General features: G+C 64.0%; 16 protein-coding genes and 1 pseudogene. 6 read left to right on the forward strand and 11 right to left on the reverse strand.

The genetic code is table 11. From position 1 onward, the window contains the following. Nucleotides 1–6 precede the first annotated feature (6 nt). Genes ET21_RS0103505 through ET21_RS0103520 form a run of 4 tightly spaced genes read right to left on the reverse strand, consistent with a single transcriptional unit; the run spans nt 7 to nt 5,174 of the window. Entirely contained in the window at nt 7–1,659 is a 1,653-nt protein-coding gene (locus tag ET21_RS0103505) for a hypothetical protein (RefSeq protein ID WP_030538601.1), read from the reverse strand. Continuing rightward, nucleotides 1,640–2,596, reverse strand: a complete 957-nt coding sequence (locus ET21_RS0103510; RefSeq protein ID WP_051767968.1) for a lysylphosphatidylglycerol synthase transmembrane domain-containing protein — start codon at nt 2,594–2,596, stop codon at nt 1,640–1,642. The genes ET21_RS0103505 and ET21_RS0103510 overlap by 20 nt, the downstream gene beginning before the upstream one ends. After that, nucleotides 2,596–4,206: a hypothetical protein gene (locus ET21_RS0103515; RefSeq protein ID WP_030538603.1), complete on the reverse strand. Its 1,611-nt coding sequence runs from the start codon at nt 4,204–4,206 to the stop codon at nt 2,596–2,598. Before ET21_RS0103515 ends, ET21_RS0103510 begins: the two co-directional genes overlap by 1 nt. Further along, nucleotides 4,203–5,174 (reverse strand): glycosyltransferase family 2 protein, encoded by a 972-nt coding sequence (locus ET21_RS0103520; protein ID WP_150113406.1) that lies wholly within the window; start codon nt 5,172–5,174, stop codon nt 4,203–4,205. Before ET21_RS0103520 ends, ET21_RS0103515 begins: the two co-directional genes overlap by 4 nt. A gap of 138 nt (nt 5,175–5,312) precedes the next feature. Here ET21_RS0103520 and ET21_RS0103525 point away from each other — a divergent pair, with 138 nt between their 5' ends. Then, the gene (locus tag ET21_RS0103525; protein ID WP_237751479.1) at nt 5,313–6,428 is read left to right on the forward strand and encodes a glycosyltransferase; all 1,116 of its coding nucleotides are present in this window, start codon (nt 5,313–5,315) and stop codon (nt 6,426–6,428) included. A gap of 16 nt (nt 6,429–6,444) precedes the next feature. Here the strand turns inward: ET21_RS0103525 and ET21_RS0103530 are convergent, their stop codons facing one another. Both ET21_RS0103530 and glpK read right to left on the reverse strand, forming a co-directional pair. After that, nucleotides 6,445–7,767, reverse strand: a complete 1,323-nt coding sequence (locus ET21_RS0103530) for a lipopolysaccharide biosynthesis protein (protein WP_081856583.1) — start codon at nt 7,765–7,767, stop codon at nt 6,445–6,447. A gap of 52 nt (nt 7,768–7,819) precedes the next feature. Further along, nucleotides 7,820–9,316, reverse strand: coding sequence for a glycerol kinase GlpK (gene glpK / locus ET21_RS0103535; RefSeq protein WP_030538607.1), 1,497 nt, complete (start codon nt 9,314–9,316; stop codon nt 7,820–7,822). A 95-nt stretch (nt 9,317–9,411) separates the two neighbouring features. Between glpK and ET21_RS0103540 the strand changes: the two genes are divergently transcribed. The 4 genes from ET21_RS0103540 to ET21_RS0103555 all read left to right on the forward strand — a co-directional run bounded on the left by ET21_RS0103540 (nt 9,412) and on the right by ET21_RS0103555 (nt 15,235). Next, entirely contained in the window at nt 9,412–10,905 is a 1,494-nt protein-coding gene (locus ET21_RS0103540) for a glycerol-3-phosphate dehydrogenase (RefSeq protein ID WP_030538608.1), read from the forward strand. A gap of 287 nt (nt 10,906–11,192) precedes the next feature. Beyond that, nucleotides 11,193–11,579, forward strand: coding sequence for an antitoxin Xre-like helix-turn-helix domain-containing protein (locus ET21_RS0103545; protein ID WP_030538609.1), 387 nt, complete (start codon nt 11,193–11,195; stop codon nt 11,577–11,579). Nucleotides 11,580–11,581: 2 nt separating this feature from the next. Beyond that, nucleotides 11,582–12,268, forward strand: coding sequence for an RES family NAD+ phosphorylase (locus tag ET21_RS0103550; protein ID WP_030538610.1), 687 nt, complete (start codon nt 11,582–11,584; stop codon nt 12,266–12,268). Between the two features lie 429 nt (nt 12,269–12,697). Further along, nucleotides 12,698–15,235 (forward strand): TonB-dependent receptor, encoded by a 2,538-nt coding sequence (locus ET21_RS0103555; protein WP_030538611.1) that lies wholly within the window; start codon nt 12,698–12,700, stop codon nt 15,233–15,235. A 59-nt stretch (nt 15,236–15,294) separates the two neighbouring features. Here the strand turns inward: ET21_RS0103555 and ET21_RS0103560 are convergent, their stop codons facing one another. Both ET21_RS0103560 and ET21_RS0103565 read right to left on the reverse strand, forming a co-directional pair. Continuing rightward, entirely contained in the window at nt 15,295–16,635 is a 1,341-nt protein-coding gene (locus tag ET21_RS0103560) for a HAMP domain-containing sensor histidine kinase (protein WP_051767972.1), read from the reverse strand. Continuing rightward, entirely contained in the window at nt 16,632–17,315 is a 684-nt protein-coding gene (locus tag ET21_RS0103565; protein WP_237751480.1) for a response regulator transcription factor, read from the reverse strand. Before ET21_RS0103565 ends, ET21_RS0103560 begins: the two co-directional genes overlap by 4 nt. Before the next feature lie 738 nt (nt 17,316–18,053). Between ET21_RS0103565 and ET21_RS0103575 the strand changes: the two are divergent. After that, nucleotides 18,054–19,289 (forward strand): annotated as a pseudogene (locus ET21_RS0103575) (MFS transporter); the annotation flags it as partial. A gap of 59 nt (nt 19,290–19,348) precedes the next feature. Here ET21_RS0103575 and ET21_RS28345 read toward each other — a convergent pair. From ET21_RS28345 to ET21_RS0103590, 3 genes are read right to left on the reverse strand one after another with little or no spacing between them, the layout of a single operon-like run. After that, a complete protein-coding gene (locus ET21_RS28345; protein ID WP_237751481.1) occupies nt 19,349–20,326 on the reverse strand; it encodes a nuclease in 978 nt (325 codons plus the stop codon). 14 nt (nt 20,327–20,340) lie between these two features. Further along, nucleotides 20,341–21,507, reverse strand: coding sequence for a YdcF family protein (locus ET21_RS0103585; protein WP_030538616.1), 1,167 nt, complete (start codon nt 21,505–21,507; stop codon nt 20,341–20,343). Then, entirely contained in the window at nt 21,507–23,987 is a 2,481-nt protein-coding gene (locus ET21_RS0103590; RefSeq protein WP_030538617.1) for a TonB-dependent receptor, read from the reverse strand. The genes ET21_RS0103585 and ET21_RS0103590 overlap by 1 nt, the downstream gene beginning before the upstream one ends. Nucleotides 23,988–24,022 lie beyond the last annotated feature (35 nt).

The raw sequence follows: 24,022 nt of genomic DNA on the forward strand, positions 1-24,022 counted from the left end.
TCTTCGTCAGCTTTTCAGGCAGGATGTGAAGATCGCCACCCATTGTCCGGTTTCGACCACACGGCAGGACCTTGCCCGGAGCATGGCGAGCCCCGCTAGCGAAGGGCCGATCCGGTGGGGTGGCGGCAGGGCGGCGCCGTAGCTTTCCGGCAGGACGCCGGTCTGGAGGAAATGCCGGTCGAAGATCAGCAGATCGACGCCGAGCCTGCGCACCTCCGATGCCAAAGCGGGCGCGCTCATCTGGCCCATCGCGACCGACGCGCGCAGCAGCGCCTGATGCTCGCGATGATAGCGGCGGTGATAGGGGATGTCATGTTCCGGGGTGGCGAGCACCGTCCGCCCGGTGCGTGCGGGAATGACGGCAAGGTCGTCCTCCACCCCGGCGATGCGGGTGCCGGGCGGCGTGCTGGCGACGAAGGCCAGGAGATCGGGATGAGCCGGGCGCACCAGCCGCATCTTGGGCGTGGCGAAGGCCGCGATGCCGATCAGCAGGGCAAGGCCGATCGCCGCCGTGCGGAGGATGGGACGCGCGCGGGCGAGGCGGCCCGTAGCGCGGGTCCAGATGGTGCCGATCAGCAGGCCGAGGGCGAGGCTGCCCATGACCAGCAGCACCGGCTGGCTGTAGCGGGCGGGCAGGTGGAAGGTGAAGGCGGTGACAGCGGCAAGGGTGTAGCAGATCAGCGATGACAACAGGCTGTAGGGCAGCAGCCGCCAAGCGGCGTCGCGATCGGGGCCGTCCCCGCCATGGGCGCGCCTTCTGGCGAGGCACAGGCCGATCATCGGCAGCACGCCGAGCAACAGGTTGAGGAGAAGGCGCGGGTCCGTATTGCCCTGACAATTGACGATCGCTGGCAGGAAGCCGATGCGCGCGGAACAGAGCCAGGCAATGTCTCCGTCGCGTCCGGTGATGCTGCTGCGGCCGTCGAAGCTGGCGAGGCTGTAGACATGGCGCGCCTCTTCCAGGGTGAGCGTCGGACCCCAGACGGACAGCCCGGCCTTGAAGAACAGACCGGTTCCGCCCACGACCATCGCGGCGGCCGTCAGCGTCGCGAGCGAGCGCCACCGCAGCACCGGCGGCCAGCCCAGAAGATGCAGCGCGAAGACGCCGAGGCAGGTGATCGCCGGGGCGGGATAGATGAGGCTGGACAGGAGCAGGCCAGCGAGAGTCAGGCCATGGCGGCGGCGCGCCATGCCCAGCATCATCATCAGGATGAGGGGTGAGGCGAAGGCGCGCGGCGTGCCGGAAAAGATCGAGTCATTGTGCAGGATCGCCGCCATGACGCAGAGCGCGGCGATCAGCCTGCGTCCCTGGTCCGGCATGAAGCACCCGGCCAGCCGCCACGCCAGCACGGCGCTGACGATGATCAGGGGAAAGGCGAGCAGGCTGGCGATCTGCACCGGGCCGATGCCCAGCAGATGAGCGCCGAAGAGGATCGCGCGATAGAGGGGCGGCGCGGCCTGCTGCCAATAATCGGCGAGCAGATCGTGGGGCATGGCCGCCGGGTTGCCGATCCGCGCGCCCCAGCTGAGGAACTGGCGCGCGTCATCGGCCATCGTCCATGGGCCGGAGGCGAAGGCCCCCAGACCATAGCGCACCAATGTCAGCAGGATAAGGGCTGCGAACAGCGCCCGTCCGGCGTCAATGCGGCGTGTCGGCAACGGCGGCTCCCTGCTTCCGGCGATGCCAATAGTCGCGCATGAAGGGCGCGCCCGCGATGGCGGGAAGGACGTAGCGGGATGTCGCGAGCACCCCCACCGCCGCGCCCGCCGCCGGGGAGAGGAAGCCCTGATAGAGCTGAATGATCGCCGCGTCCCTGCTGCCGATGCCCGCCATGGTCAGCGGCACGAGGCCAGCGAGGATCGACAGGGTTGCAAAGGCCAGATTGTCGATCAGGGGAACATTGGCATGCACCGCCTTGGTGAACAGCCAGAATTGGCAGAGATGCGCGCCCCACAGGGCGATGGAAAAGAGCATGGTGGCCACGGCCCGCGACCGGCGCGACCAGAACCAGTCGGTCATGACGACCCATTCGTCCATGAAGCCCGCGAGCTTTGCCGAAATCTTGCGGGGAAGGCGGGCGATGATCCAGTCGAGCGGCTTGCGGGCAAGGGCGAAGGGAGCCATCATCAGCGCGAGCAGGAAGAAGAGGCCGCCGACCGCCAGCGCGAACAGCCATAGCAGCCAGTCCGTCCCGGCCGTCCAGAACAGCGCGAACATGCCCCAAAGCAGCAGCGCCGCCATGTCCATCATCTTTTCGAACACGACGAGCGAGACGGCGCGGCCTGCGGGGAAGCCGTATTTCTGCGCCAGCACCCAGCTTTTGGCGATGTCTCCCATCTTTGACGGCAGGACGGCGTTCAGCGTCGAGGCCGACAGGATCAGGCGCAAGGACGCGCCGAAGGGAATGGGGGAACGGCTGAGCATCGCGAAGCGGATCGCCGTCGCGATGGTCAGCGGGATGGCGGCGAGCAGGCTGGCGGCGAGCCACAGGCGGTCGGAATCGCGGAATACCGCCAGCACCCGCGCCGCATCGACGCTGCGCCAGATGATGACCAATATGCCAAGGCTGATAGCGATGCTGATCAGCTTGCGCATCAGGCCGCGCCTTGCCCCGGCAGCCGCCGTTCGATGATCAGCGGGTCGCTGTCGCCGAGCCGGGCGATGGCGGCGGTCAGGTCCTGCCAGGGCTGGATATGGTTCGCCTGCCAGACGCGCGCCATGATGGTGGTGGATGATGTCTGGAACCCCGCGATCCCGATCCGCGCGACGTTGCCCCAGCCGCCATCGGCGAATATCTCGTCGCGCACGGTCCAGCCCGTGCCGTCCCAGCGGACCGCGCGATGGAAGCGGAAGGGCGCGTCCTTTCGTCCTGTCACCAATATCTTCTGGAGCAGCCGCCGGACGAGATCGGGGAAGAAGCGGCCGAGGCTGATCATGATGCAGCGCAGGATGACCGACTTGAGCGGCGTCAGCAACGTCGCTTTCGCCCAGGCCATCTTGCCGATGACGGAGAGGCCTTCCGGCGCTTGGGCAATGTCGTAATCGCCCGCCAGATGCTGCACGGCCGTCTTGCCGTCATGCGTCTGGATCGACACGCCGCTGTCGGCGAGGGTCAGGCGGGTGCCGGAGAAAAGCTGAAAGGCGCCGCCCTGGCGCAGACCGCAATAGAGCGTCTGGTCCGCCTTGCGGTCAACCAGCATTCCGGCGCGCGGGAAGTAGGCGGAGGGGACGGGGGAGGGCGATGACGGCCGGTCGTCGCGCCATTCCGCCCAGCAGAGCAGCCAGCTCCACAGATGATGGCCGATGATATGGTCGTCGGAATAGCAGGGCGGCCCGCCCGCCGCGAACAGGGACGCCGCCCGCTCGCTGATCTCCAGCGCCTGAGGCATCCATTCGCCCGCGATCTCGAAGCCGTGGGGGAAGAAATTCTGCGTGCCCCGGCTGGTGTAGGAGCCGCCCACCGTGCCGTCGGGATGGACGAAATGAGCGAAGAAGCGGATGGCGCGCTCGCAGGCGGGACGCAGGCCAAGGTCGGGGCGGCGGCGGTCGCTTTCGGCGAGCAGGCCGATGGTGAGGCTGAGATAGCCCGGATCGGCTCCGCCATATTCGTCGAACCAGCCTTCCTCATCCTGCCAGGACAGCAGCCGGGCGGCGCGCGCGCGCAGCGGTTCTTCCCACTCCGGCCCTTCCAGCGCGGACATGCGGATGAGGTTGGCGACGATCAGCGCCTCATGATTGGACAGGCGGCCGGATTCCTGATGGTGCGCCAGCCACTTCGCGCGCCGCCGGAAGAAGTCGCGGATTTCCGGGTCATCCTCTATCCCGATGATCGAAGCCGCCTCAAGGCAGGCGAGCAGGGAGAAGGCCGCCGCGCCCGCCGCCCGCTCGAACGGATAATAATCGTCGCACGATCCGTCAGGATGGGCGGAGCGGGCGGCGAAGCGGATGCCCGCCTCCACGAAATCCCGGATCGCGGGCGTGCGGTGATAGGGGTTGCCTTCAATGTCGAGCGACCATGCGAGCGCCAGCGGATAGACGAATTCCTGGCTCATCCCGCACGGGAAATCGATCATCCGGTAATGCCAGTAGATCCGGTCGAAGCATCCATAGGTGCGGCTGACCGGCGTGCGGTCGAGCAGCGTCAGGATCTTCGGGATCTCGCCCAGTGCATGCCGGGCCATCAGGTCGCGCGGAGACGCCGTCATAGGGCGCTGCCGTCCTTCATCACGTCGAAGCTGGCGGTGCGGGTGTCGCGCAGGCGCAATTGCAGGTCGTGCAGCATGCGCCGGTTGATCAGCAATTGCTCGCCCAGCAGCCCGGCGATCCACATAAGACCCGCGAGCAGCAGCAGCCCCGCCGCCGCGACCAGGCTGGGCACATGCGCCCGCTCCGTCCCGCCCGCGAACAATATCATCCAGCGGATCACCAGCCCGCCGCCGATCAGCAGCGGCGCGAGGCTGAGATAGAAGAAGGTCATCCACGGCTTGTAGATGAAGAAGCTGCGCAGGATGGAGCGGATCGACCGCAGGATATAATTGTGCATCGACCGCAGCAGGCGCGACGGCCGGGTTTCGCCGTTCACGCGGATCGGCACCGACGTGATGGGGATGTTGGAAAGCCCCGCCTGGATGATCGATTCCAGCGTATAGGTGTACCCGTCGAAGATATTGATCTCCAGCGCGGCGGTGCGGGAAATGGCGCGAAAGCCGCTGGGCGCGTCGTGAATATCGGCCTTCGAAACCCAGCGCACCACGCTGGTGCCCAGATGCTGGAGCTTGCGCTTGACCCAGGAAAAATGCGCGATGGTGGAAATGGGCCGGTCGCCGATCACCATTTCCGCGCGCCGTTGCAGGATGGGCTGGATCAGCGCGGGGATGTCGTCGGCATTATACTGATTGTCGGCGTCGGTATTGACGATGATGTCCGCGCCCTCCGCCAGGCAGCGTTTCAGCCCCGCCATGAAGGCATAGGCGAGGCCCCGGTTGATCGGCAGATCGACGATGTGATCGACGCCAAGCTCCCGCGCCACCTCCACCGTGCGGTCGGTGCTGCCGTCATTGATGATCAGCCATTCCACCTTGTCCACGCCCGGAATATGCCGGGGCAGGGCGGCAAGAGCCGTGGGGAGCGATTCCTCCTCGTTCAGGCAGGGAATCTGAATTATCAACTTCATCGCATTTCGCTCGTGCTTTTGCCGATTGAACCCGCTGGCGGGATTGAATATCGCCCGAAGCCGCATTTGCCCTGTTTGTCAATCGCCGCTCAGTGATCCCCGCCGAGCCTGCCCTCCGTTCACCGAAAGCAGCGGATTTTGAGTTCAGACCTTTCCGTCGCCATCTACCTGTACGAACCCAGCGACGGGGGGCTGGACCGGGTCGCTATATTGCTGGCCAATTATCTCACGGCCGGCGGCGTCCGAAGCGAGTTGTGGATGGCGCGAACGGAAGGGCCGCTCGCGCCGCTGATCGCGCCGGGCGTGGTGATCCGGCGCGTGGCGGCGGCGGATGGAGCGCGCGGCCTGTCGATGGTGACGCAGTTGCCGGTCCTGCGGCGGATGCTGCGGCGGTACCGGCCGGACATCCTGTTTTCGCCGGGCAATCAGAGCAATTTGCTGGTGGCCGCCGCAGCAATCGGCACGGGGACGCGGGCCGTAGGACGGATTTCCAATCCGATCGTGCGTCCCGGCACGCGAGGGCCGCTCGCATGGCTGCGGCGCAAGAGGTTCCAGCTGACGGCGTGGATCAGTTGCAGGACGGTGGTCATGGGACAAGCCGACGCCGATCTGCTGGCTGGCGGATGCGGGGCGATCCGGCGGAAGGTGGCGCTGCTGCCCCGGCCGACCGTGACGCCTCTGTTGTGGGAAGCCGGGGAGACGCGGCGCGCGGCGCGGCCGGGGGAGCGGCGCGAATTGCTGGCGGTCGGGCGTCTGGTCCCGCAGAAGGACCATCGCACGATGCTGGCGGCGCTCGCCCGGCTGGACAGGCGGGACTGGCGGCTGCGAATCGCCGGGCAAGGGCCGCTGCTGGCGGAATTGCAGCAGCAATGCAGGGATCTGGGCATTGCCGATCGGGTCGAGTTTCTGGGCTTCGTGGGCGATCCGGCCGAGCTGGCGGCGCTCTATGCCGGTTCCGACATTCTGTTGCAGTCGTCCCGCTGGGAAGGGCTGACTGCCACGGCGATCGAGGCGCTGGCTTGCGGGTGCCAGCTCGTCATCACCGATTGCACGCCCAATCTGACCGGCATCATCGCCGATGCAGGGCAGCATCCGATGGTGCCGGTTGGCGATGCCGCTGCCTTCGCCGGGGCGGTCGAGTGGACCTTGTCCCGGCCTGCCGACCCTGAGCGGTCACGGCGGGCCGTGCGCCCCTATGCGGTGGATGAAGCGCTGGCCGCGCATCATCGCATGTTTGCGGAGCTTGCGGGCTGACTGCCCGGCCGGTGCGTCATCGTAGATGGTAACGCACCGCCGCCGCGCGCAGCAGGAAACCGGCCAGCGTGGCGATCAGCACTGACGTCGCCGTGCCCACCGCGCCCATGGAGGGGAGCAGGATGGCGAGCGCCACCGCAAGGATGACGACCTCGACAATGCGGACCATGACGGTCAGCCGCTGACGGTCGATGGTCATCAGCAGCGGGTCGAAGCTGACGCCCGCCATCTCGATCGCCGCAGCGCCGCCCAGCAGCAGGAGGAGCGTGTAGGCGGGCAGATAGGCCGGACCCGACATCGTCACCAGCAACCATTTGCCAAGGATGAACAGCGCCAGCACGATGACCGAGGCGCTGAAAATGGTGAAGGCGCTGATCTTGCGCAGCAGCTGGCGAAGCTGGGCATGGCGGTCCGCCGTTCCGCCCTCGCGCACATGGCTGCGCGTGGTTTCGGAAAAGATGGCGCGTGACATGAGCTGGGAAAAGGTCGTCATTGCATTGCCGAGCTGCGCGGCCAGGCGGTAATAGCCCGCCTCCGCCGCGCCGACGAACATGCCCAGGATGAAGATCGGCAGGCTGTTGATCACCGTCACGAGGCTGAGATTGATGTTGCTGGCCATCAGGAAGGGGACGATGCCGGGGAAATGCCGCTGCGCCTGCGCTGGCGAGACGGGCCTGACGCGCGCGACATGATGGCGGCCATGGCGGTAGGCGAGAATCCAGTAGGTGCTGGACACGACGATTTCGGACGTCGCCCAGGCCATCAGGAACCCCAGCGGCGTCGGCATCAGCCACCATGCCGCCACGGCGCCGATCATGCGCACCACCGGCATCATGCTTTCAGCAAGGGCGGCGGCGGCGAACCTGTCCAGCAGGCGCAGCACTCCGACAGCGGTCGACCGCAGCGCGAGCAGAACCACCGCCGCATAGCCAAAGCCCAGCCAGGCGATGTCATGCTGCCAGCCGAGCACGGGGCCGAGCCCGAACGCCAGCAGCGCGGCGACGCCCAGCCCCGCCGCCGCGCTGATCGCGTCGATGGTGAGGGTGGAGCCGATCAGCAGGCCGAGCATGTCGGCGCGATTGTCGCGCAGGGGCGCCTGCCCATATTTCACCACCGCCTGCCAGCTATCGAAGGTGATGACGCGCGCGATGAACTGGGCGACGGCGATCACCAGGCTGAACACGCCGAAGCCTTCGGGACCCAGCGTCCGCGTGGTGATGGCGAGATAGAAGAGGCTGAGCACCGCGCCCAGGCCCTTGCTGCCCAGCAGCCAGCCGGTGTTCCGCGCGATGTTCGCGAACGGTCCCTTGCCCGGCATCCTGTTCAATGTTCTGGCCATCCCGCCTATTCTCCGAACAGGACGGCAAAGCCAAGCGGAATCGGAGAGGGACTCAGGGTGCCTTGGGCAGCATGGTCCGGCGCAGCGCGTCGCGCCACCCCGCCACCAGCGGCGCGCGGCGTTCGGGCGGCATCGACGGTTCGAAACGGCGGCCGCTGGACCAGAGCGCCTCTATCTCTGCAAGGCCGGACCAGATGCCGGTGGCGAGCCCGGCCAGGAATGCCGCGCCGCGCGCTGTCGTCTCCAGCTCCGCCGGGCGCTCGACCGGCAGTTTCAGCAGGTCGGCGAGGAAGCCGCACAGCCAGTCATTCGCCGCCATGCCGCCATCGACGCGCATGACGGCGGGGCGAACGCCTGAGTCCGCCAGCATGGCGTCGATCAGGTCCATGGTCTGATAGCCGACCGCCTCCAGCGCGGCGCGGGCGAGGTGCGCCTGGGTCGCGCCCAGCGTCAGGCCGTAAATCGCGCCGCGCGCGTCCGGGTCCCAATGGGGCGCGCCCAGGCCCACGAAGGCGGGCACCATATAGACGCCATGGCTGTCGGCCACCTGCGTCGCCATGTCGTTGGTCTGGCCGGCATGGGTGATGACGCCGATGCCGTCACGCAGCCACTTCACCGCTGCTCCCGCGACGAAGATCGACCCTTCCAAGGCGAAGCTGGTGCGGCCATCCAGCCGATAGGCGGGGGTGGTGAGCAGCCGGTGGCGCGAGGCAATGGCCTGCGTCCCCGTGTTCAGCAGCGCGAAGCAGCCCGTGCCATAGGTCGACTTGACCGTGCCGGGCGAAAAGCAGGCCTGCCCGAACAGCGCCGCCTGCTGATCGCCCGCAATGCCGGTGATCGGGATGGCGCGGCCGAACAGGTCCGGCGTGGTGGCGCCGTAAAGATGCGCATTGTCATGCACGGCGGGCAGGATGGCGGAAGGCACGCGGAGCAGGCGGCACATCTCCTCATCCCAGCATTGCTCCCTGATGTTCCAGAGCAGCGTGCGCGATGCATTGGTGACGTCGGTGGCATGCACCGCGCCGCCCGTCAGCCGCCAGAGCAGGAAGCTGTCGATGGTGCCGAAGGCGAGGTCGCCCCGTTCGGCGCTGGCCCGCGCGCCCGCGACATGGTCGAGTATCCATGCGATCTTCGTGCCGGAAAAATAGGGGTCGAGCAGCAGGCCGGTGCGCGCCCGCACCTCATCCTCCGCTCCGTCCGCTTTCAGCCGGGCGCAGGTTTCGCTCGTCCGCCGGTCCTGCCACACGATCGCGCGATGGATCGGCTGACCCGTCCGGCGGTCCCAGATCACGGCCGTTTCGCGCTGGTTGGCGATGCCGATGGCGGCGATGCCGTCCAATGGCACGGCCGCGCGCTCTATGGCCTCCCGCGCGGTGGACAGTGTGTCGCGCCAGATCTGCTCGGCATCATGCTCCACCCAGCCGGCGGCGGGATAATGCTGGGGGAATTCCGACTGCGCCACGCTGACGCGGCGCGCAGCAGCGTCGAACAGGATGCTGCGCGTCGATGTCGTCCCCTGATCGATCGCCAATATATGCCTTTCTGGCACGCGCCTCTCCCTGCTCCGTTGCGCAAGGCGGCTACTTTCGGCTGCTTTGCTTTTCGCGTAAAGCCCGGCAATGCGCAGGGGAGGGGCAGGTTAGGGTGGAGAGCTGCGATCTCCTGATCATCGGCGGCGGGATCAATGGCGCTGGCATAGCCCGCGATGCCGCCGGGCGGGGATTGAAGGTGATGCTGGTCGAACAGCACGACCTTGCGTCCCACACCTCATCGGCATCGACCAAGCTGATCCATGGCGGGCTGCGCTATCTGGAATATGGCGAGGTGCGGCTGGTGCGCGAAGCGCTGGCGGAGCGCGAGCGGCTCTGGGGCATGGCGCCGCACATCATCTGGCCGCTGCGCTTCGTCATCCCGCAGACGCATTCGCCCCGCCCGGCATGGATGCTGCGCGCGGGGCTGTTCCTGTATGACCATATCGGCGGGAGGAAGAGGCTGCCCGCCACCCGCACGATCGCGCTCGATCGCTCGCCCCTGGGGGATGCGCTGGCCGACAGGACGGGGCGCGGGTTCGTCTATTCGGACTGCTGGGTAGAGGACAGCCGCCTTGTCGTGCTGAATGCGCTCGACGCCGCCGAACGGGGCGCGCGGGTGCTGACGCACACAAGCTTCGCCGCCGCGCGGCGCGAGGGGGCTGCGTGGGCGGCGGTTCTGGAGGGTGACGGCGGACGGCGCGAGGTGCGCGCTCGTGCGCTGGTCAATGCAGCGGGGCCGTGGGTCTCGGAGGTAATCGGACGGATTGCCGGAGCGCACACTTCTCGCCGCGTCCGTCTGGTGAAGGGCAGCCATATCGTCGTGCCGCGCCTCTATGACGGCGAGCATGCGTTTCTGCTGCAAAATGCCGACCGGCGGATCATGTTCGCCATTCCCTATGAAGGCCGCTTCACGCTGATCGGCACGACCGAGGAGGCGTGGGACGGACCCGCTGGCCCGGCTGCGATCAGCAGCGGCGAGGTGCGCTATCTTCTGGACGGCGCAAACCGCTATTTCAGTCAGCAGTTGAGCGAAGCCGATCTGGTCTGGAGCTATGCGGGCATCCGGCCGCTTTATGACGACAGCAGCGGTAATGCCTCAGCGGTAACGCGCGACTATGTGCTCGATGTCGATGCCGATGGCGGCAGCGCTCCGGTGCTGAGCGTGTTCGGCGGCAAGATCACCACCTACCGCCGATTGGCGGAGCAGGCGATGAAGCGGCTGGCGCCCTTCTTCCCGGAGGCGGGGCCTGCCTGGACGGCGGGCGTGGCGCTGCCGGGAGGAGACATGCCGGGCGGAGACTTCGCCCGCTTCGCCGATGCGCTCCTCGCCAGCCATCCCGGTCTGCCGCCCACGCTCCTGCTGCGGCTCGCGCGCGCCTACGGCACCCGCGTCACGCGCCTCCTCAAGGATGCGCAGAGCCTGGATGCGCTGGGCGAGGATCTGGGCGGCGGGCTCACCACCGCTGAACTGGATTATCTCGCATCCACGGAATGGGCCCGTTCCGCGCAGGACGTGCTTTATCGCCGTTCGAAGCTCGGGCTGCACGTGCCGCAGGGGACCGCAGAGCGGGTGGAGGCTTATTTGGCGGCTAAGGGTGGCAAGTGAGCCGATTTGCCCGGCTATGGTGACCCTTATGGGGGGAATTAAGTCGTTGTTTTACAGTAAACGGCTTTCCGTGTGTCACCCTCCTATACCCTTATTGTGCGACGAAATGTGCCCTGGAGTGTAGGGCGATGGCCTCACGGTAAAAGCAGCCGTGATATCTGATTGACGCATCTTTTTGAAAGCGCTTCCCCTGTCAGGTGAGATTCGCCTGTGACGATTATATTTTGCGCATAAACTTGATTATTGATCAGTATATGAACATAATGCCTTGGAAGGAGCAAGGCATTATGGCTGTCGCATCGGCCGCCAAGGCAACGGATCGTAAGGATCTGACCGGCCCCGCGCTGCGGACTTTCTTCCGCATAGCTGAGGCATGGGGATTGAAGGAACAGGAGCAGATGCGGCTCCTCGGCCTCGACAGCCGTTCCACCCTACAGGCATGGAAACGCGGCGCCATCGCTGCCCTCTCCAAGGATGCGCTCGAGCGCATTTCCTACATCATGGGCATCTACAAGGGCTTGCACATCCTGTTGCCCAAAACGGCCGACGAATGGGTGCGCAAACCCAATAAGGCGCCAATCTTCGCCGGGCGCTCAGCACTAGACCGGATGACCTCGGGCAATGTCGCCGATCTCTACGTGGTGCGCCAATATATCGATGCGCAGCGCGGCTGATCGTGGACATTCCCGTTTTCGCCGTCCGGTGGCAGCCCTGCTACCGGATTATTCCGAGCCGTTTCCCGCCGATCGGACTGTTCGAGGCAGTCGCCGATCCGGCCGACCTGGAGGCGGTGTTCCGAATCGAGGCGATGACCAATGATCGGCTGCGGGAGGAAGTCGGAGAGCTGGCGCTGGTGCCGGCCGAGGACCGTGTGGCGGGGCCGGGAACCTCGCCGATCATGGCCGCTTTCACCCATGTCAATCCGGTAGGCGATCGTTTCACCGACGGCAGCTACGGCGTCTTCTACGCCAGCCTCACTGTCGAGACGGCGATCGCCGAAACCGTGCATCATCGCACGCGGTTTCTCGAAGCAACGGAGGAGCCGGCGCAGGAGATCGATATGCGTGTCTATGCCGTTGACCTCGAAGCTGACCTCCATGACATCCGCGCGATGCGAGACAGCGATCGCGCATATTATCACCCTACCAGCTATGCGATGTCTCAGGAACTGGGGCGTTCCTTGCGCTATGCGGGATCAGACGGCATCGTCTATATGAGCGTGCGGGATGAGAGTGGGGAAGGGGAGTGCGCAGCCGTCTTCCGGCCTCGGCTCCTGTCGAACTGCCGCCAGGAGCGTCATCTCTGTTACGTCTGGGATGGTCGCGCCATCGCCACCGTCTATGAGAAGAAAAGCCTCGATTAGGATCTGTGTGCGACCAGGCATCCGGGCGGTTGCGCGATCTATGTCTTGGCGATGGGGTAGGGCGTTGGCAAGTGCGGGCTCAAGGATTGGCGCAGCATCCACACCCACTAAGATCGTTGCACGTAAACCTTCATGTCCGCCTCTGCATCGCAGCAACAAACATCTTCTGGCTCAATCAATGAGTCCCGATCTTAATAATAACACTGATAATCATGTATACATTTACAGTTACGTACTTCATTGATTATTACTATTTATTATAAAATATGGAGATTTTCTTATATTGGCGAAATTTTTATGGAAAATGACGCCAAAATGAAAGAAACGTTATTGTAACTGTGACAGTTGTTGTCACAAAATCGTTGCGATACGTGCTTAGTGGCCAGCCCCGCAAAACATCCATTCATGGATTTCCAAAGGGGTTAAATCATGAGTCGCTCTTCCACCACCCTGCTCCACGCGTCCATGGGCGCTCTGCTGCTGGCGTCGGTTTCCGCGCCTGCGCTCGCAAGCGCAGCAACCGATGGTGCCGCTGCGGAGGCTCCTGCCGCCGCCGACGCGGCTGACAGCGAGGGCATGGCCGCCATCGTTGTCACTGCCACCAAGCGCGAAACTGATTTGCAGGAAACGCCCATCTCCATGGCGGTGGTCGATACCCAGGCGCTTGAAGACCGGCATGTGCAGAGCATGTATGACTTCGCCGACGGCGCGGTTCCTTCGCTGCGCGTCGCGACCTTCGAAGCGCGCCAGTCCGCGCTCACCATCGGCATTCGCGGCATCGTTCCACTCGACGCCAACCAGCCCGCCCGCGAACAGGGCGTGGGCATCTATGTCGACGGCGTCTATATGGGCCGCCAGCACGGCCTGAACGCCGCGCTGTTCGACATCGAGCGCGTCGAAGTGCTTAAAGGTCCGCAGGGCACGCTGTTCGGCCGCAACACCGAAGGCGGCGCGCTCAGCATCATCAGCAAGGCCCCGACCGGCGAATGGGGCGGCCGCGTCGAGGCAGGCGCGGGCAATTATGGCAGCCGCACTGCCGACGTCCACCTCGATCTGCCCAAGGTCGCGGGCTTTTCCGTCAAGCTGGACGGCGTGATCCAGCATCAGGACGCGACTACGGAGAACCCGCTCGCGGGCCAGGCGGGCTGGAATTATTATAACCGTAAAGGCCTGCGCGCCGCCGTGCGCTGGCAGCCGACCAGCACCATCACCAATGACTTCGCCTATGACGTAGCGAAGGACGAGAATACGCCCTTCTACAGCCAGCTGCTGAACTATAATCCCAACAATTGTGCCAACGGCGCCCAGGCATCGCAGCCCGCCTGCACCCTGCCCGGCACGGCCTACACCAACCTGACCGGCGGACCTGTCAAGCCCCTGCTGCCCGGCGTGGTCGTCAACGGCGACACCCGTATGGGCGAAGCCGACATCGGCGTGCCGCAGCAGGTCAGCGTCGATAAGACCCACGGCTTCACCAACACGCTGAAGTGGAATCTGGGCGACGAGCTGGAATTGCGCTCCATCACCGCCTGGCGCGGCGTTGACGCCACGCAGTGGGACAATTCGGGCGGCGCTCATCGTCCGCCGCTGGTCAACCCGCCCCTCGGCAGCACCGCTGCTGGCTGCACCACGGCCGCGCCCTGCGCCTTCAGCCGCTATAGCCTTGCTGACCTGCGCCAGCGCCAATTCAGCCAGGAACTACAGGCCGTCGGCACGGCCGGTTCGATCGACTATGTCGCTGGCCTGTTCTACTTCAACGAGCATGTCAGCGACGACGCCGCCACGCCCAGTTCGATGGGCGCGGTCGCCATCCGCAACGCTGCTGGCGCAATCACCGGCTATAATTATGTCACCATCCCCTTCTGCACCGCGTCCACGCCGCTCTTTGCGGGGAAGGCGGTCGACGGCTGCTCGATCGACCGCGCCTCGGAAGTCTGGTCTAAGAGTTACGCCGCTTATGGTCAGCTGACCTGGAACGCGACCGGCGCGCTGCACATCACGGTCGGCGGCCGCTACACGCACGACAAGAAGAAGGGCGTCCTGCACTTCTCGCGCAACGTGAACTATGACCCCAACCCGCCCGCCGCCAGTGTCGGCTATGAACCGCTGGATGCGGCCTGGAACCGCTTCAATCCGATGGCGACGATCGCCTATGACGTCAGCAACGACCTGCATGTCTATGCGAAGTACGCGACCGGCTACCGCGCCGGTGGCGCCAGTTCGCGCACGTCCAACTACCAAGCGTTCGATCCTGAAGATGTGAAGTCCTACGAAGTCGGGCTGAAGTCGGACTTCTGGAACGGCCGCGCCCGTTTAAACCTTGCTGGCTACATCATGGACCGCAAGGACAGCCAGGTCGATATCAGTTCGATCCAGTTCGTGGGCACCAGCAGCTTCAACAACCTGGTCACCATCAATGCGCCCGGCACCACCAAGATTCGCGGGATCGAGGCGGACCTGACGATGAACCCGATCGAAGGCCTGACGCTGAACGCATCCTATGCCTACACCTACACGAAGATTCCGCCGGTGTTCATCTCCGCAACGGGCGTCTATCAGAACTTCTACATCGTGTTCACGCCGCGTAACGCCGCCAGCGGGTCGATCGACTATGCCCTGCCGATCGGCGGCCAGGACACGACGCTGAAGTTCCACTTTGACGGAAACTATTCGCAGGCGACCCAGGCCTTCGATCAGTTCGCGACGAAGAATGACAGCTCGCTGATCTTCAACGGCCGCATCTCTCTGGCAGACATCGGCACCGGCGTCGGCCGCAGCCTGACGCTCAGCCTCTGGGGTCGCAACCTGTTCAACGAGCAGCATGTCTTCCGCCGCGATCCGTCGAACAGCCTGCCCGCCGCGCCGACCACCAGCACCACCACTGGCAGCATCGCCAACGTGCTGGGCGACTATGGCAACTTCAACGCGCCGCGCACCTACGGCATCGAAGCCAGCGTGAAGTTCTGATCCCTCAAAACTTGTCAAGAATGCTGTGGCGCGCTGCTCCTTTGCGGCGCGCCATTTTTTCATGCGATCGGCAGTGAAACGATCACCTTCAGGCCGGGCTGCGCATCACCAAGCTCGATCGATCCGCCATGCAACCGCACGATCGATGCGACCAAAGGCAGGCCAAAGCCATGCCCCTTGATTTCCCCTTCCCCGGACAAGCGGCCGAAGCGATCCAGCGCTCTCTGCCTGTCCGCTGGCGCAATGCCCGGACCGTTGTCGGCCACGATCAGCGTCGCCCGATCCGATGAGGCGCCAGCCGTCAGGCTGAGGCGGATTTCCGACCCCGCTGGTGTGTGGCGCACTGCATTTTCAACGAGGTTGATGATCATTTGCGAGAGCAGCTGGGGATCGCCATTGAGGATCACCGGCTGCAACGAAAGCCTGATCCGGTGTCCGCTTTCCTCCAGCACGGCTTCCAGCGCTTCGGCACATTCGGCCGTCAGAGCGGCAAGATCGACCGCCGCGAAATTCTCACGCCGGGCACCGCTGTCAATCTCGGCAATGCGCAGCAGTGCCGAAAAAAGGCTCAACAATCCGTCCGCCTGCGCCTGGGCTTCGCCGATCCTGTCGCGCAGCGGCGCTGCGCGTGGATCATGACCGATCAGGGTCAAGTGATTGCGCAAGCGCGCGAGCGGAGTCCGTAATTCATGCGCCACGCCATTGGTGACATTGCGCACCTCGTCCATCAGATTGTTAATGCGGTCGAGCATGCGGTTGAACGCCTGCGCCTGCTTACCAAAGGCCGTCCGCGAACCGGCGCCGGGAACGCGCTGCGACAGATCGCCTTCGAAAATTGCGTCTACGGTGCGGCGCATCTCTATTATGCGCTGCCGGATGATCAGCGTGAATGTCGTCGCCGCCGCCAGCGCGACCAGGATGATGGAGCCAAAACCCAGTATATAGATGCGCTTGCGCGCCGCGTTGTAATTGTCGAACGGCTCGGTTTCGGCGATCACCGCCAGCCGCAGCCCGTCTCCCAGGTCCCGGACCAGCACCCGGCCATGGGAAAGCCCCTTGATCTTGTCAGCCAGGTCGACGTTCGACAGGCCAAGGGGCAGGGGCCGGGACACGCGGACATTGCCCGCAATTTGCCGTCCCCTTTCCAGCAGTATGAAGCCAAGGTCGGCGGTGTCGCGATCATGCGCCGCAGCCATGATGCGGCGGCTGATCCCGCGAGCGGACACTTTTTCCCTGTCAGGCGCGATGACCTCGCTCATGCCGGATATGCGTTGTACCACCATATGATCGATGGTCCGCATCGTCGCGAAATAAGTGCCGACGGCCGTAGCCAGCGTGGCGGAAAGGAAAAAGATCAGGAAGGCGAGCGTCAGCGCCCGCAGGGATTGGAAGGAAATCACCCCCGGATCATATAGCCAAGTCCCCGAATGGTCACGATGGGATCATCGCCTCCGAATTCCATCAATTTTATTCGCAGACGGCGGATATGGGCGTCGACCAGATTGGTGGCAGGTTCGAAATCATAATTCCAAACCCGCTCCAGCAACATGGCTCGGGTGACAGGCATGCCGGCATTGCGGACCAGTTCGATGAGCACTTTGAATTCGGTCTTCTGTAGCCGCAGCGCCTTGCCGTCGCGCCATGCGCTGTGGCGGGCGGGGCTGACCACCAGGTCGCCGACGCGCAATGTTTCGTCGGCCCCCTTGTCCGTCCATCCCCTCGCCCGTACCAGGGCCTGGAGCCGCGCGTTGAGTTCCGCGGGATCGACGGGCTTTACGACATAGTCGTCCGCGCCGCTTTCCAGCCCCTCGATCTTCTGCCGCGATTGCCCAAGCGCCGTCATCATGATGACTGGCGTCAGGATATTATGTTCGCGCAAGCTTTTGAGCAGGGTCACGCCGTCGACCATAGGCAAAATGCGATCCAGAATGACTGCGTCGAAATGTCTGGCTGCGATCATATGATTTGCGCGGCGGCCGTCTCCCACGATGGTGGACTGATGACCGAACAGCTTCAACTGTTCGCCAAGCTGCTCCGCAAGATCTTCATCATCCTCGACGATCAGAAGGTTCAGGGACAAAGTTCGATTCCGACAGTAGAGGCTTCACGTCGGGAGAGGATGTGACAGTTAGATTTCATATTAATGACAGGATGGGAACTTCATCGATATATCGCGCCTGCATCAGTGCAGAAAATGATCCGGGCAGTTCAATCCTGCCCTGACCAACCCGCACGGCTGGTAGAAGCCGTAACTCAAAGTGGCGCGGACATTGCGCGGCTCGCCATAGATGTAGCCGCCAAACCAACTGTTGATCCCGGTCGTCGACGATGAGGAACTCGTTCGAGCCGGAACCGCCGAAATGTTTCGCACAACATGCCACAGCGTTTGAGAGGCTGATGGCAGTGCCGAGGCTTTGAGGATATTGGCGAGCGGTCAGGCATGGAGATGGTCGTCACCGACTATAAGATGCCCAGAATGGATGGCGCTGAGCTGGCGCAACTTGCCCAGGACATGCGCCCCATGATGCCGTGCTTCTGATCTCAGTTTATACTGGAGCATCTAAACCAGTTGCTGACTTGTCCCGGCTCAACAAACCTTTCGGCCTTGCTGAACCGGCTGAAGCGATCCAAAGCTTGGCAAGCAGGCCCAAGGCTGAGTGAGAACAAAGCCGCGACGGCGCGACACTCCTGAACGAAGCGCAACCTTTGTCGCACGAATGAAAGAATAGGCTTCTAGGCGCTGCCCTGCCCGCAACAGCCCATGCGGTTGCAAAGATATATGGGACGTAAGGTGATCGAGAAACGGGCGGAAGGCCGTATGTTGGCCTATGCTTCCGGCAATTTCGGCAAGGCGCTGGTTTTCGGTGGGGCTGACCTGACGATCCTGTTCCTCTTGACCGACGTGCTTGGCCTGGGCGGTACGACAGCCGGATGGCTGATGCTTGCGGCACTGTGCGGCGACCTGATCTTCGATCTGGTGGCGGCGCGGCTGGTCATTCGGCTGCGCCATGCGGGCAAAGGCTATCGCTGGATGGTGGCGGCCGCAGCGGCGCCCTGCGCGCTGGCCTTCACCCTTCTTTATGCGATGCCGGCTTTGGGCGCACGGCAACCATGGATGCTGGCCGCCGCGCTGCTGGTGTTCCGGGGCGCCTATGCGGTGATCGATGTGCCTCATAACGCGCTGATGACTGAAGTCACCAGTGATAGCCGCGCCCGGGGACGCGTATCTGGCTACCGATTGCTGTTCAGCACTGCCAGCGCGCTCGCCGTCGCAATCATACTGACGCCGCTCGTGCAGCGGACCGGGAGCGACGAGGCGTTCGGCCAGCTCGCGCTGACCGGTGCGGTTGCAGGCGGCCTCTTCGCCCTGACCATGATCCTGTGCGCATGGACGTGCGGCAGCGGCTCCTCCCGGTCAGGGCAGCAAATCGCGGCGCAGGACGGCATCGGCGTGCCACTGCGTGACCACATGGTGATCGGCATGGGTCTTCTGGGCGTGCTGACCGGCTTTGCGGCCCCGGCCTTTGGGCGGATGCTGCTCTATATCGGCAGCTATGTCGTCCATCGTCCGGACCTTGTCGCGCCATCGTTGCTGGCACTGACCGCCGGGCAATTTGCGGGGGTCATCCTATGGACCGCCATGACGGGCCGGTTCAGCAAGAGCGCGCTGCTCGCCATGGGGCATGGCGTCAGCGCGGCGGGTTTGATTGCCTTCTCCCTCTGCCTTTCATGGCCTCTTGCGCTGATCGCCTGCGCCGGGATTATCGGCATCGGCCTTGCCAGCGTGTTCATGCTGCCATGGGGATTGCTGGCGGATGCCGTCGATGTCGTGGAGTGGCGGCATGGCAGGCGGTTTGAAACCGGCCTGTTTGCCTTCTACCTTGTCGTGGTGAAGGCCAGTGGCGCTGCCTCTACCAGCCTGATCGGCTGGACGCTCGGTTGCCTGGGCTATGTCCCAGGCCATGCGCAGGCGACTACCGTCAAGGCAGGCATGGCCGCGCTGGGACTGGCCATTCCACTGATCGGCAGCCTGGCCGCTATCGTGCTGATGCGGCGTTTCGACCTTGGCCATAGCCGCCATGGCCGCCTGCTCAGGGCACTGGACCGGCGCCGTCAGTCGGGGGCCGATCCGGTTTCGGGATTGAAGCGGGGGTTGGTGAAATCGAGCGGCGAGGGCGTGACCTTCGCTGGCGGGGCAGCGCTTTCGGCCCAGGCGCGGCAGAGCATGTCACGCAGCATGGCAGCGCCCGCCGCCGTCCGCTCATAGACCATCGCTCGGACATCCTTGTCCGCATAGTCGGCAAAACCGTTGCGCTTTTCCAGCGTATAGACCGCCTCCACCTTGTCTCCCGCTTCGTCAAGAAAGGCGAGGACCGCATCGAACATGTCTCCGCTGCGACGGCCCGGCGCGCCTATGCGCGGGGCGATGTCCGCCACCGTCAATCGCATGCCGTCGACGAACCGGCTTTCAAACCGGCCATGGACGCTGCGGTCGGTCGTGAAGCCCTTGGGATTGTCACCTCGCCAGCCGTCCGAGTGGATGGAGTCGTGCATGGGCTGCGCGCCATCACCGATATAATGGCCCAGACGGATGGTGTCGAAGGCGCAATGCTGCTCGGGGATGGAAGCGTCGCCACCTTCGGCCTGCGCCTTGCGCACCTGACGCATGCAAACGACCAATCGATCATAGGCCTCGATCGCGGCAAAGGGCAAAGTGCCGGTCCATCGGACATTGGTGCGCGCGGCGGTCGCAGGATCGTGGTCCTTGATCGTCTCGTAACGCTTATAGAGCGCGATGACGAATTCGTAGCGCGAACGGGGAATGGGGTTCAGGAAAGCGAATTGCTCGCGAAACCAGCCATGATTGGGATCTTCCTCGATCTTCGAGAAATTTTCTGCGTCCCCGCGCCAGCTATCGGGCAGGGAAGCGGATGCCGCGATATAATCGACATGTTTCCGCAGGAATATCGGGCCGTCATCGGGAATGGCCTCGATCGCGGCGCGGTCGATCACGCTGTGGGCGGTGCCGCCCCAGGCATGTGCGGCGTTGGGCAACAGTGCCAGGACGGCGGCTAAAGCGAATATACGCATAAGCGGGCTCCTTGTCAGGGGTCGAGCGGGTCGCGCGGGTCTATTCGCGCAGATTGGCGGTTGGGCCGGATGGCGAGCTCGGTGGGCGAAAAGCGGCGGCCGATCCGGCCAGGCTGATAGCCCAGCTCATCGGCGTTGCGCTTCATGAACTGCACGCTTTCGATCATGGCGCTCTGCTGCGGATTGCAGACGATCAAGGCATCATCGTCCAGGGAGGCCCCCATGGCGATCAGCAGCCGGGCCGCGTTGCGCAAATTGGTTGTCGTGTGGCGAGCATAGGGCTCCAGCACAATCGCATCAGCGGGCATGCCATAACGTTGGATCAGCGCCTTACGCATCTCCTCCGCCTCGGCGAAGCGGGTCCCGCGCGGATGGGCGCGGCCGCCGGTGACGATGATGAAGGGAATATCGCCCCGCGCGAAACGGCTGGCAGCCAGGCGCAGATGATATTTGCCATAGGGGCTGAGCGGCATGCCGTCCGTTTCCGGCCCGACCCCGGTCAGGATCATCGCACTGAAGCGGTAGCGGCTCCAGTCGAGCGACTTCGCCCGCGCCATGGCGGGGGCATTTGCGCCGCCAGTCAGCGGCTCATAGCCGATCGCATCGGTCCGGTCGCTGACGTCCAGCAGAGCGAGCGCATAGTCGATGCTGGGGTCCAGCGCCTGCGCCGACCGGTCGCGGGGCGTCCGCGACAGCCAGTCAGCAGCCTGAAGCCGTGCCTGCCTCTCCTGCGGGTCGATCATGCCCGCGCCGTCGATCTGCGGATAGGATGGAACCTGCCCCAGCCCATAGGTTCGGACGATAGCGTTCACGCCCTCGATTTCCCGGCGCATCTGCGCGGGTGCGCCATCATCGGCCGCCGGCAGGCCGGTCAGCGCAGCCGCAGCCTGGCCCATCGCTTCGGCTTCCGCCGGTGTCCAGATCATCGCCTGCGCCACGCAGGTCAGATCCTGGCCGCAGGCCGCGCGCCGCTCCTGCCGGGCGCGGAGCAAAGTGGAAACGTCCGCCCTTGCCTTGAGCCGGTCCAGCGTCGCGGCATCGCGTCCCGCTGCATCGAACAGCGGGAAGAGGCGCTGCGACAGCGCCTCCATCACCGCGTCACGGGCTGCCCCCGCCGAAGCGGGGACAGGCGTGAATGCAACCGCGACCGCGGTTAGCAGGCTCGCCAGGTTCCGCCGCATCACCAACTCTTGCTGATGACGAGACGGAAGTTGCGGCCGAAGATCGGACGGCCATAAATGGCTTCCGAACTGCCTTGGCCGCTCAGCGAGTCGGTACGGGTATTGCCTTCGGTCAGGCCATGGGCATTGAAGAGGTTGTCGCCCACGATCTGCATCTGCCAGCTGCCCCGGCGCGCCGTGATGCCTGCGCCTATCGTGCCATAAGCCGGCAGCGCCGTGTTGTTGTAGAGGTCTACGAAGCGCTTCCCCATATAGGTGTAGCGTCCGTAGATCGAAATATCCGTGTCGTTCGTCTGGAAGTCAAAGCTGGGACGGATATTGCCGTAGACCTTGGGCTGACGGACGATCTGATTCCCCTCGGCTTGTTCCGGATCGGCGCCGGTCGAACTCTGGAAATTCTTGTACTTGGGATCACTGATGGTCAGCGCGCCGTTCAACGAGAACCAGTCGGCCAGCGCCAGCTTGCCGTCGAATTCCACGCCCTTGACCTGTGCCTCACCGATGAAGGGCACGTTGACGTCGTTGCGCCCCGTGGTCGGATCAAAGGCCAGAAAGCTGGCGTTGAGCGGATCGAAATTAGTGTAGAAGCCGGTAACGTAAAGATAGGAGCGGCCGAAGGCGAGTTTCAGGCCGACTTCGAACTGGTCGGCCTTGGTCGTGATGATGGTCGGGTTGATGTTCATCACCGTCTGGACATTGGGCGGCGTTTCCAGGTGCGACGCGCGGCCGTAAACGCCGACATGGCTGGAAAAGTCATAGTTCGCGCCGACTGTCCAGTTGGTGACGTTGGGCTTCAGCTTCTGGTTGATAATCACCCCGGTGAAGGCGCGGGTGCTGTCGTCCGCCAGCGTGGCGCCATCGCCAAGATTGGCGGCTTCGGTCAGCGCGGCCCAGCCCTTGTAGCTGTAGCGTTCATGACGGATACCCGCATCGATGCGCAGGCCCGGTATGATCTCCCAGGTGTCGTTGGCGTAAAGTGCGAACATTTTCGCGTCACTGTCGCCTTGGTTGAGCGTTGCGGCATAGTTGAGCACGCCATTGTCGGTTACGCGGCCGATTTCCTCGCCTGCGGCATTATAGGCGACCAGGTCGAGCGTGCGCGGCTTGCCCGAAACCTCGATCAGGTAATTTTGATAGAGGGTGCGGCTGTCTTCGCCATAAAGGCTGGCATAGAGGCCGAGCTTCAGGTCGTGGCTGCCGATCCCGGTCTCGAATTTGCGCGCGACCGACAGGTTGGCCTGGCCCGAGTAGAACTTCGAGTGAATGTCGCGATACTGGCCTTGCATGACCAACCCTGACGCGGAAGAGGGATCATAGACGGTGCCGGTGCCAGCCAGGGTATAGCCGAAACGATTCACAGCGCCGAAGGCTGCGGTGGCGCGGGCGAGATAACCGCTGGCGAACGCGTTGCCATCGGCTGGATTGGTAGTCGAATAGAAAGCCGTGAAGTCGAGCTTGCCTTGCGTATAGCCGACCTTGGCAGACACCAGCCAGTCGCCGAACTCGCCATCATATTGCGCGCCGAAATTGATCATCCGCATATGGCGGCCGTCGGACAGATCGCTGTCGCGGCTTCGGATCTGCCCCGCGCCGTCGCGATACATCAGCTGCACGTTACGCAGCGCCGGCGAATTCATGGTCCCGTCGAAATAGTCGATATATTTGTCGAGCGAAACGTCGGGGTTGCGCGGATCGGCAATGGGGATCGGCAGATAGAAGACGTTATGATCGTTCACATAGTTCACATTGAACTTGATCGATCCATTGTCGAAGTCATGCTTGATATTGGCGCGGATCTGCCCGCCCTTGTCATTGGGGAAGCCATTATCGCGATAACCGTCATGCTGGCGGATGAAGCCACCGATCGCATAATAGGTGTCCTTGCCCAGCGGCCCTGCCTGATAAGCGTCCAGACGATAGAGGCCCGTGTCGCCTAGCGTCAACTGGGCCTTGCCGCGCGGTGTGTCGCTGCCGGTAACGGTGATGGCGTTGATGATCGCGCCCGAATAGCTGGCATAGACCGGCGCAGGACCACCCCGAACGACCTCGACATGGTCAGTCATCAGATCCTGTTTCAGGATGGCGTCGCCGCGAAAGAAGACGCCGTCATTTTCGTGGAACAGCGGCAGGCCGTCCTGCTGAAAGCTGACGAAACCACCATCATTGGGCAAGCCGCGGATGCGATAGATATTCTGCACCTCGCCGCCGGTGATTTCGGTCTGGAAACCGGGCAACTGGCCGATCAGGTCGGCAAAATTCACCGGCGCGATCTTTTCCACATCTTCGTTTGAAATGGTGTTGATCGCATAGGACACGTCGAAGCGGCGCTGGGCACGGGTGGAACCGGTAACGATGATGTCGTTCGGCCCGTTACCGGCATTAGTCGCCTGGTCGACAGGCGCGGCATCCTGCGCGAAGGCAGGCATGACGACACAGAGCGCCGCAAGGGCGGTGCTGGTGGCAAGCATGGTCTTGAACATGAGGAAGCCCCTTTCGATTGATCGGGCGCTCACCT

Source organism: Sphingobium sp. DC-2, assembly GCF_000722555.1.
Lineage (GTDB): Bacteria > Pseudomonadota > Alphaproteobacteria > Sphingomonadales > Sphingomonadaceae > Sphingobium > Sphingobium quisquiliarum.

Coding starts and splice junctions, on each gene's coding strand:
- ET21_RS0103510 (WP_051767968.1), bottom strand. CDS start 2,596: ATGCGCAAGCTGATCAGCATCGCTATCAGCCTTGGCATATTGGTCATC.
- ET21_RS0103515 (WP_030538603.1), bottom strand. CDS start 4,206: ATGACGGCGTCTCCGCGCGACCTGATGGCCCGGCATGCACTGGGCGAG.
- ET21_RS0103520 (WP_150113406.1), bottom strand. CDS start 5,174: ATGAAGTTGATAATTCAGATTCCCTGCCTGAACGAGGAGGAATCGCTC.
- ET21_RS0103530 (WP_081856583.1), bottom strand. CDS start 7,767: ATGGCCAGAACATTGAACAGGATGCCGGGCAAGGGACCGTTCGCGAAC.
- ET21_RS0103545 (WP_030538609.1), top strand. CDS start 11,193: ATGGCTGTCGCATCGGCCGCCAAGGCAACGGATCGTAAGGATCTGACC.
- ET21_RS0103555 (WP_030538611.1), top strand. CDS start 12,698: ATGAGTCGCTCTTCCACCACCCTGCTCCACGCGTCCATGGGCGCTCTG.
- ET21_RS28345 (WP_237751481.1), bottom strand. CDS start 20,326: ATGCGTATATTCGCTTTAGCCGCCGTCCTGGCACTGTTGCCCAACGCC.
- ET21_RS0103585 (WP_030538616.1), bottom strand. CDS start 21,507: ATGCGGCGGAACCTGGCGAGCCTGCTAACCGCGGTCGCGGTTGCATTC.
- ET21_RS0103590 (WP_030538617.1), bottom strand. CDS start 23,987: ATGTTCAAGACCATGCTTGCCACCAGCACCGCCCTTGCGGCGCTCTGT.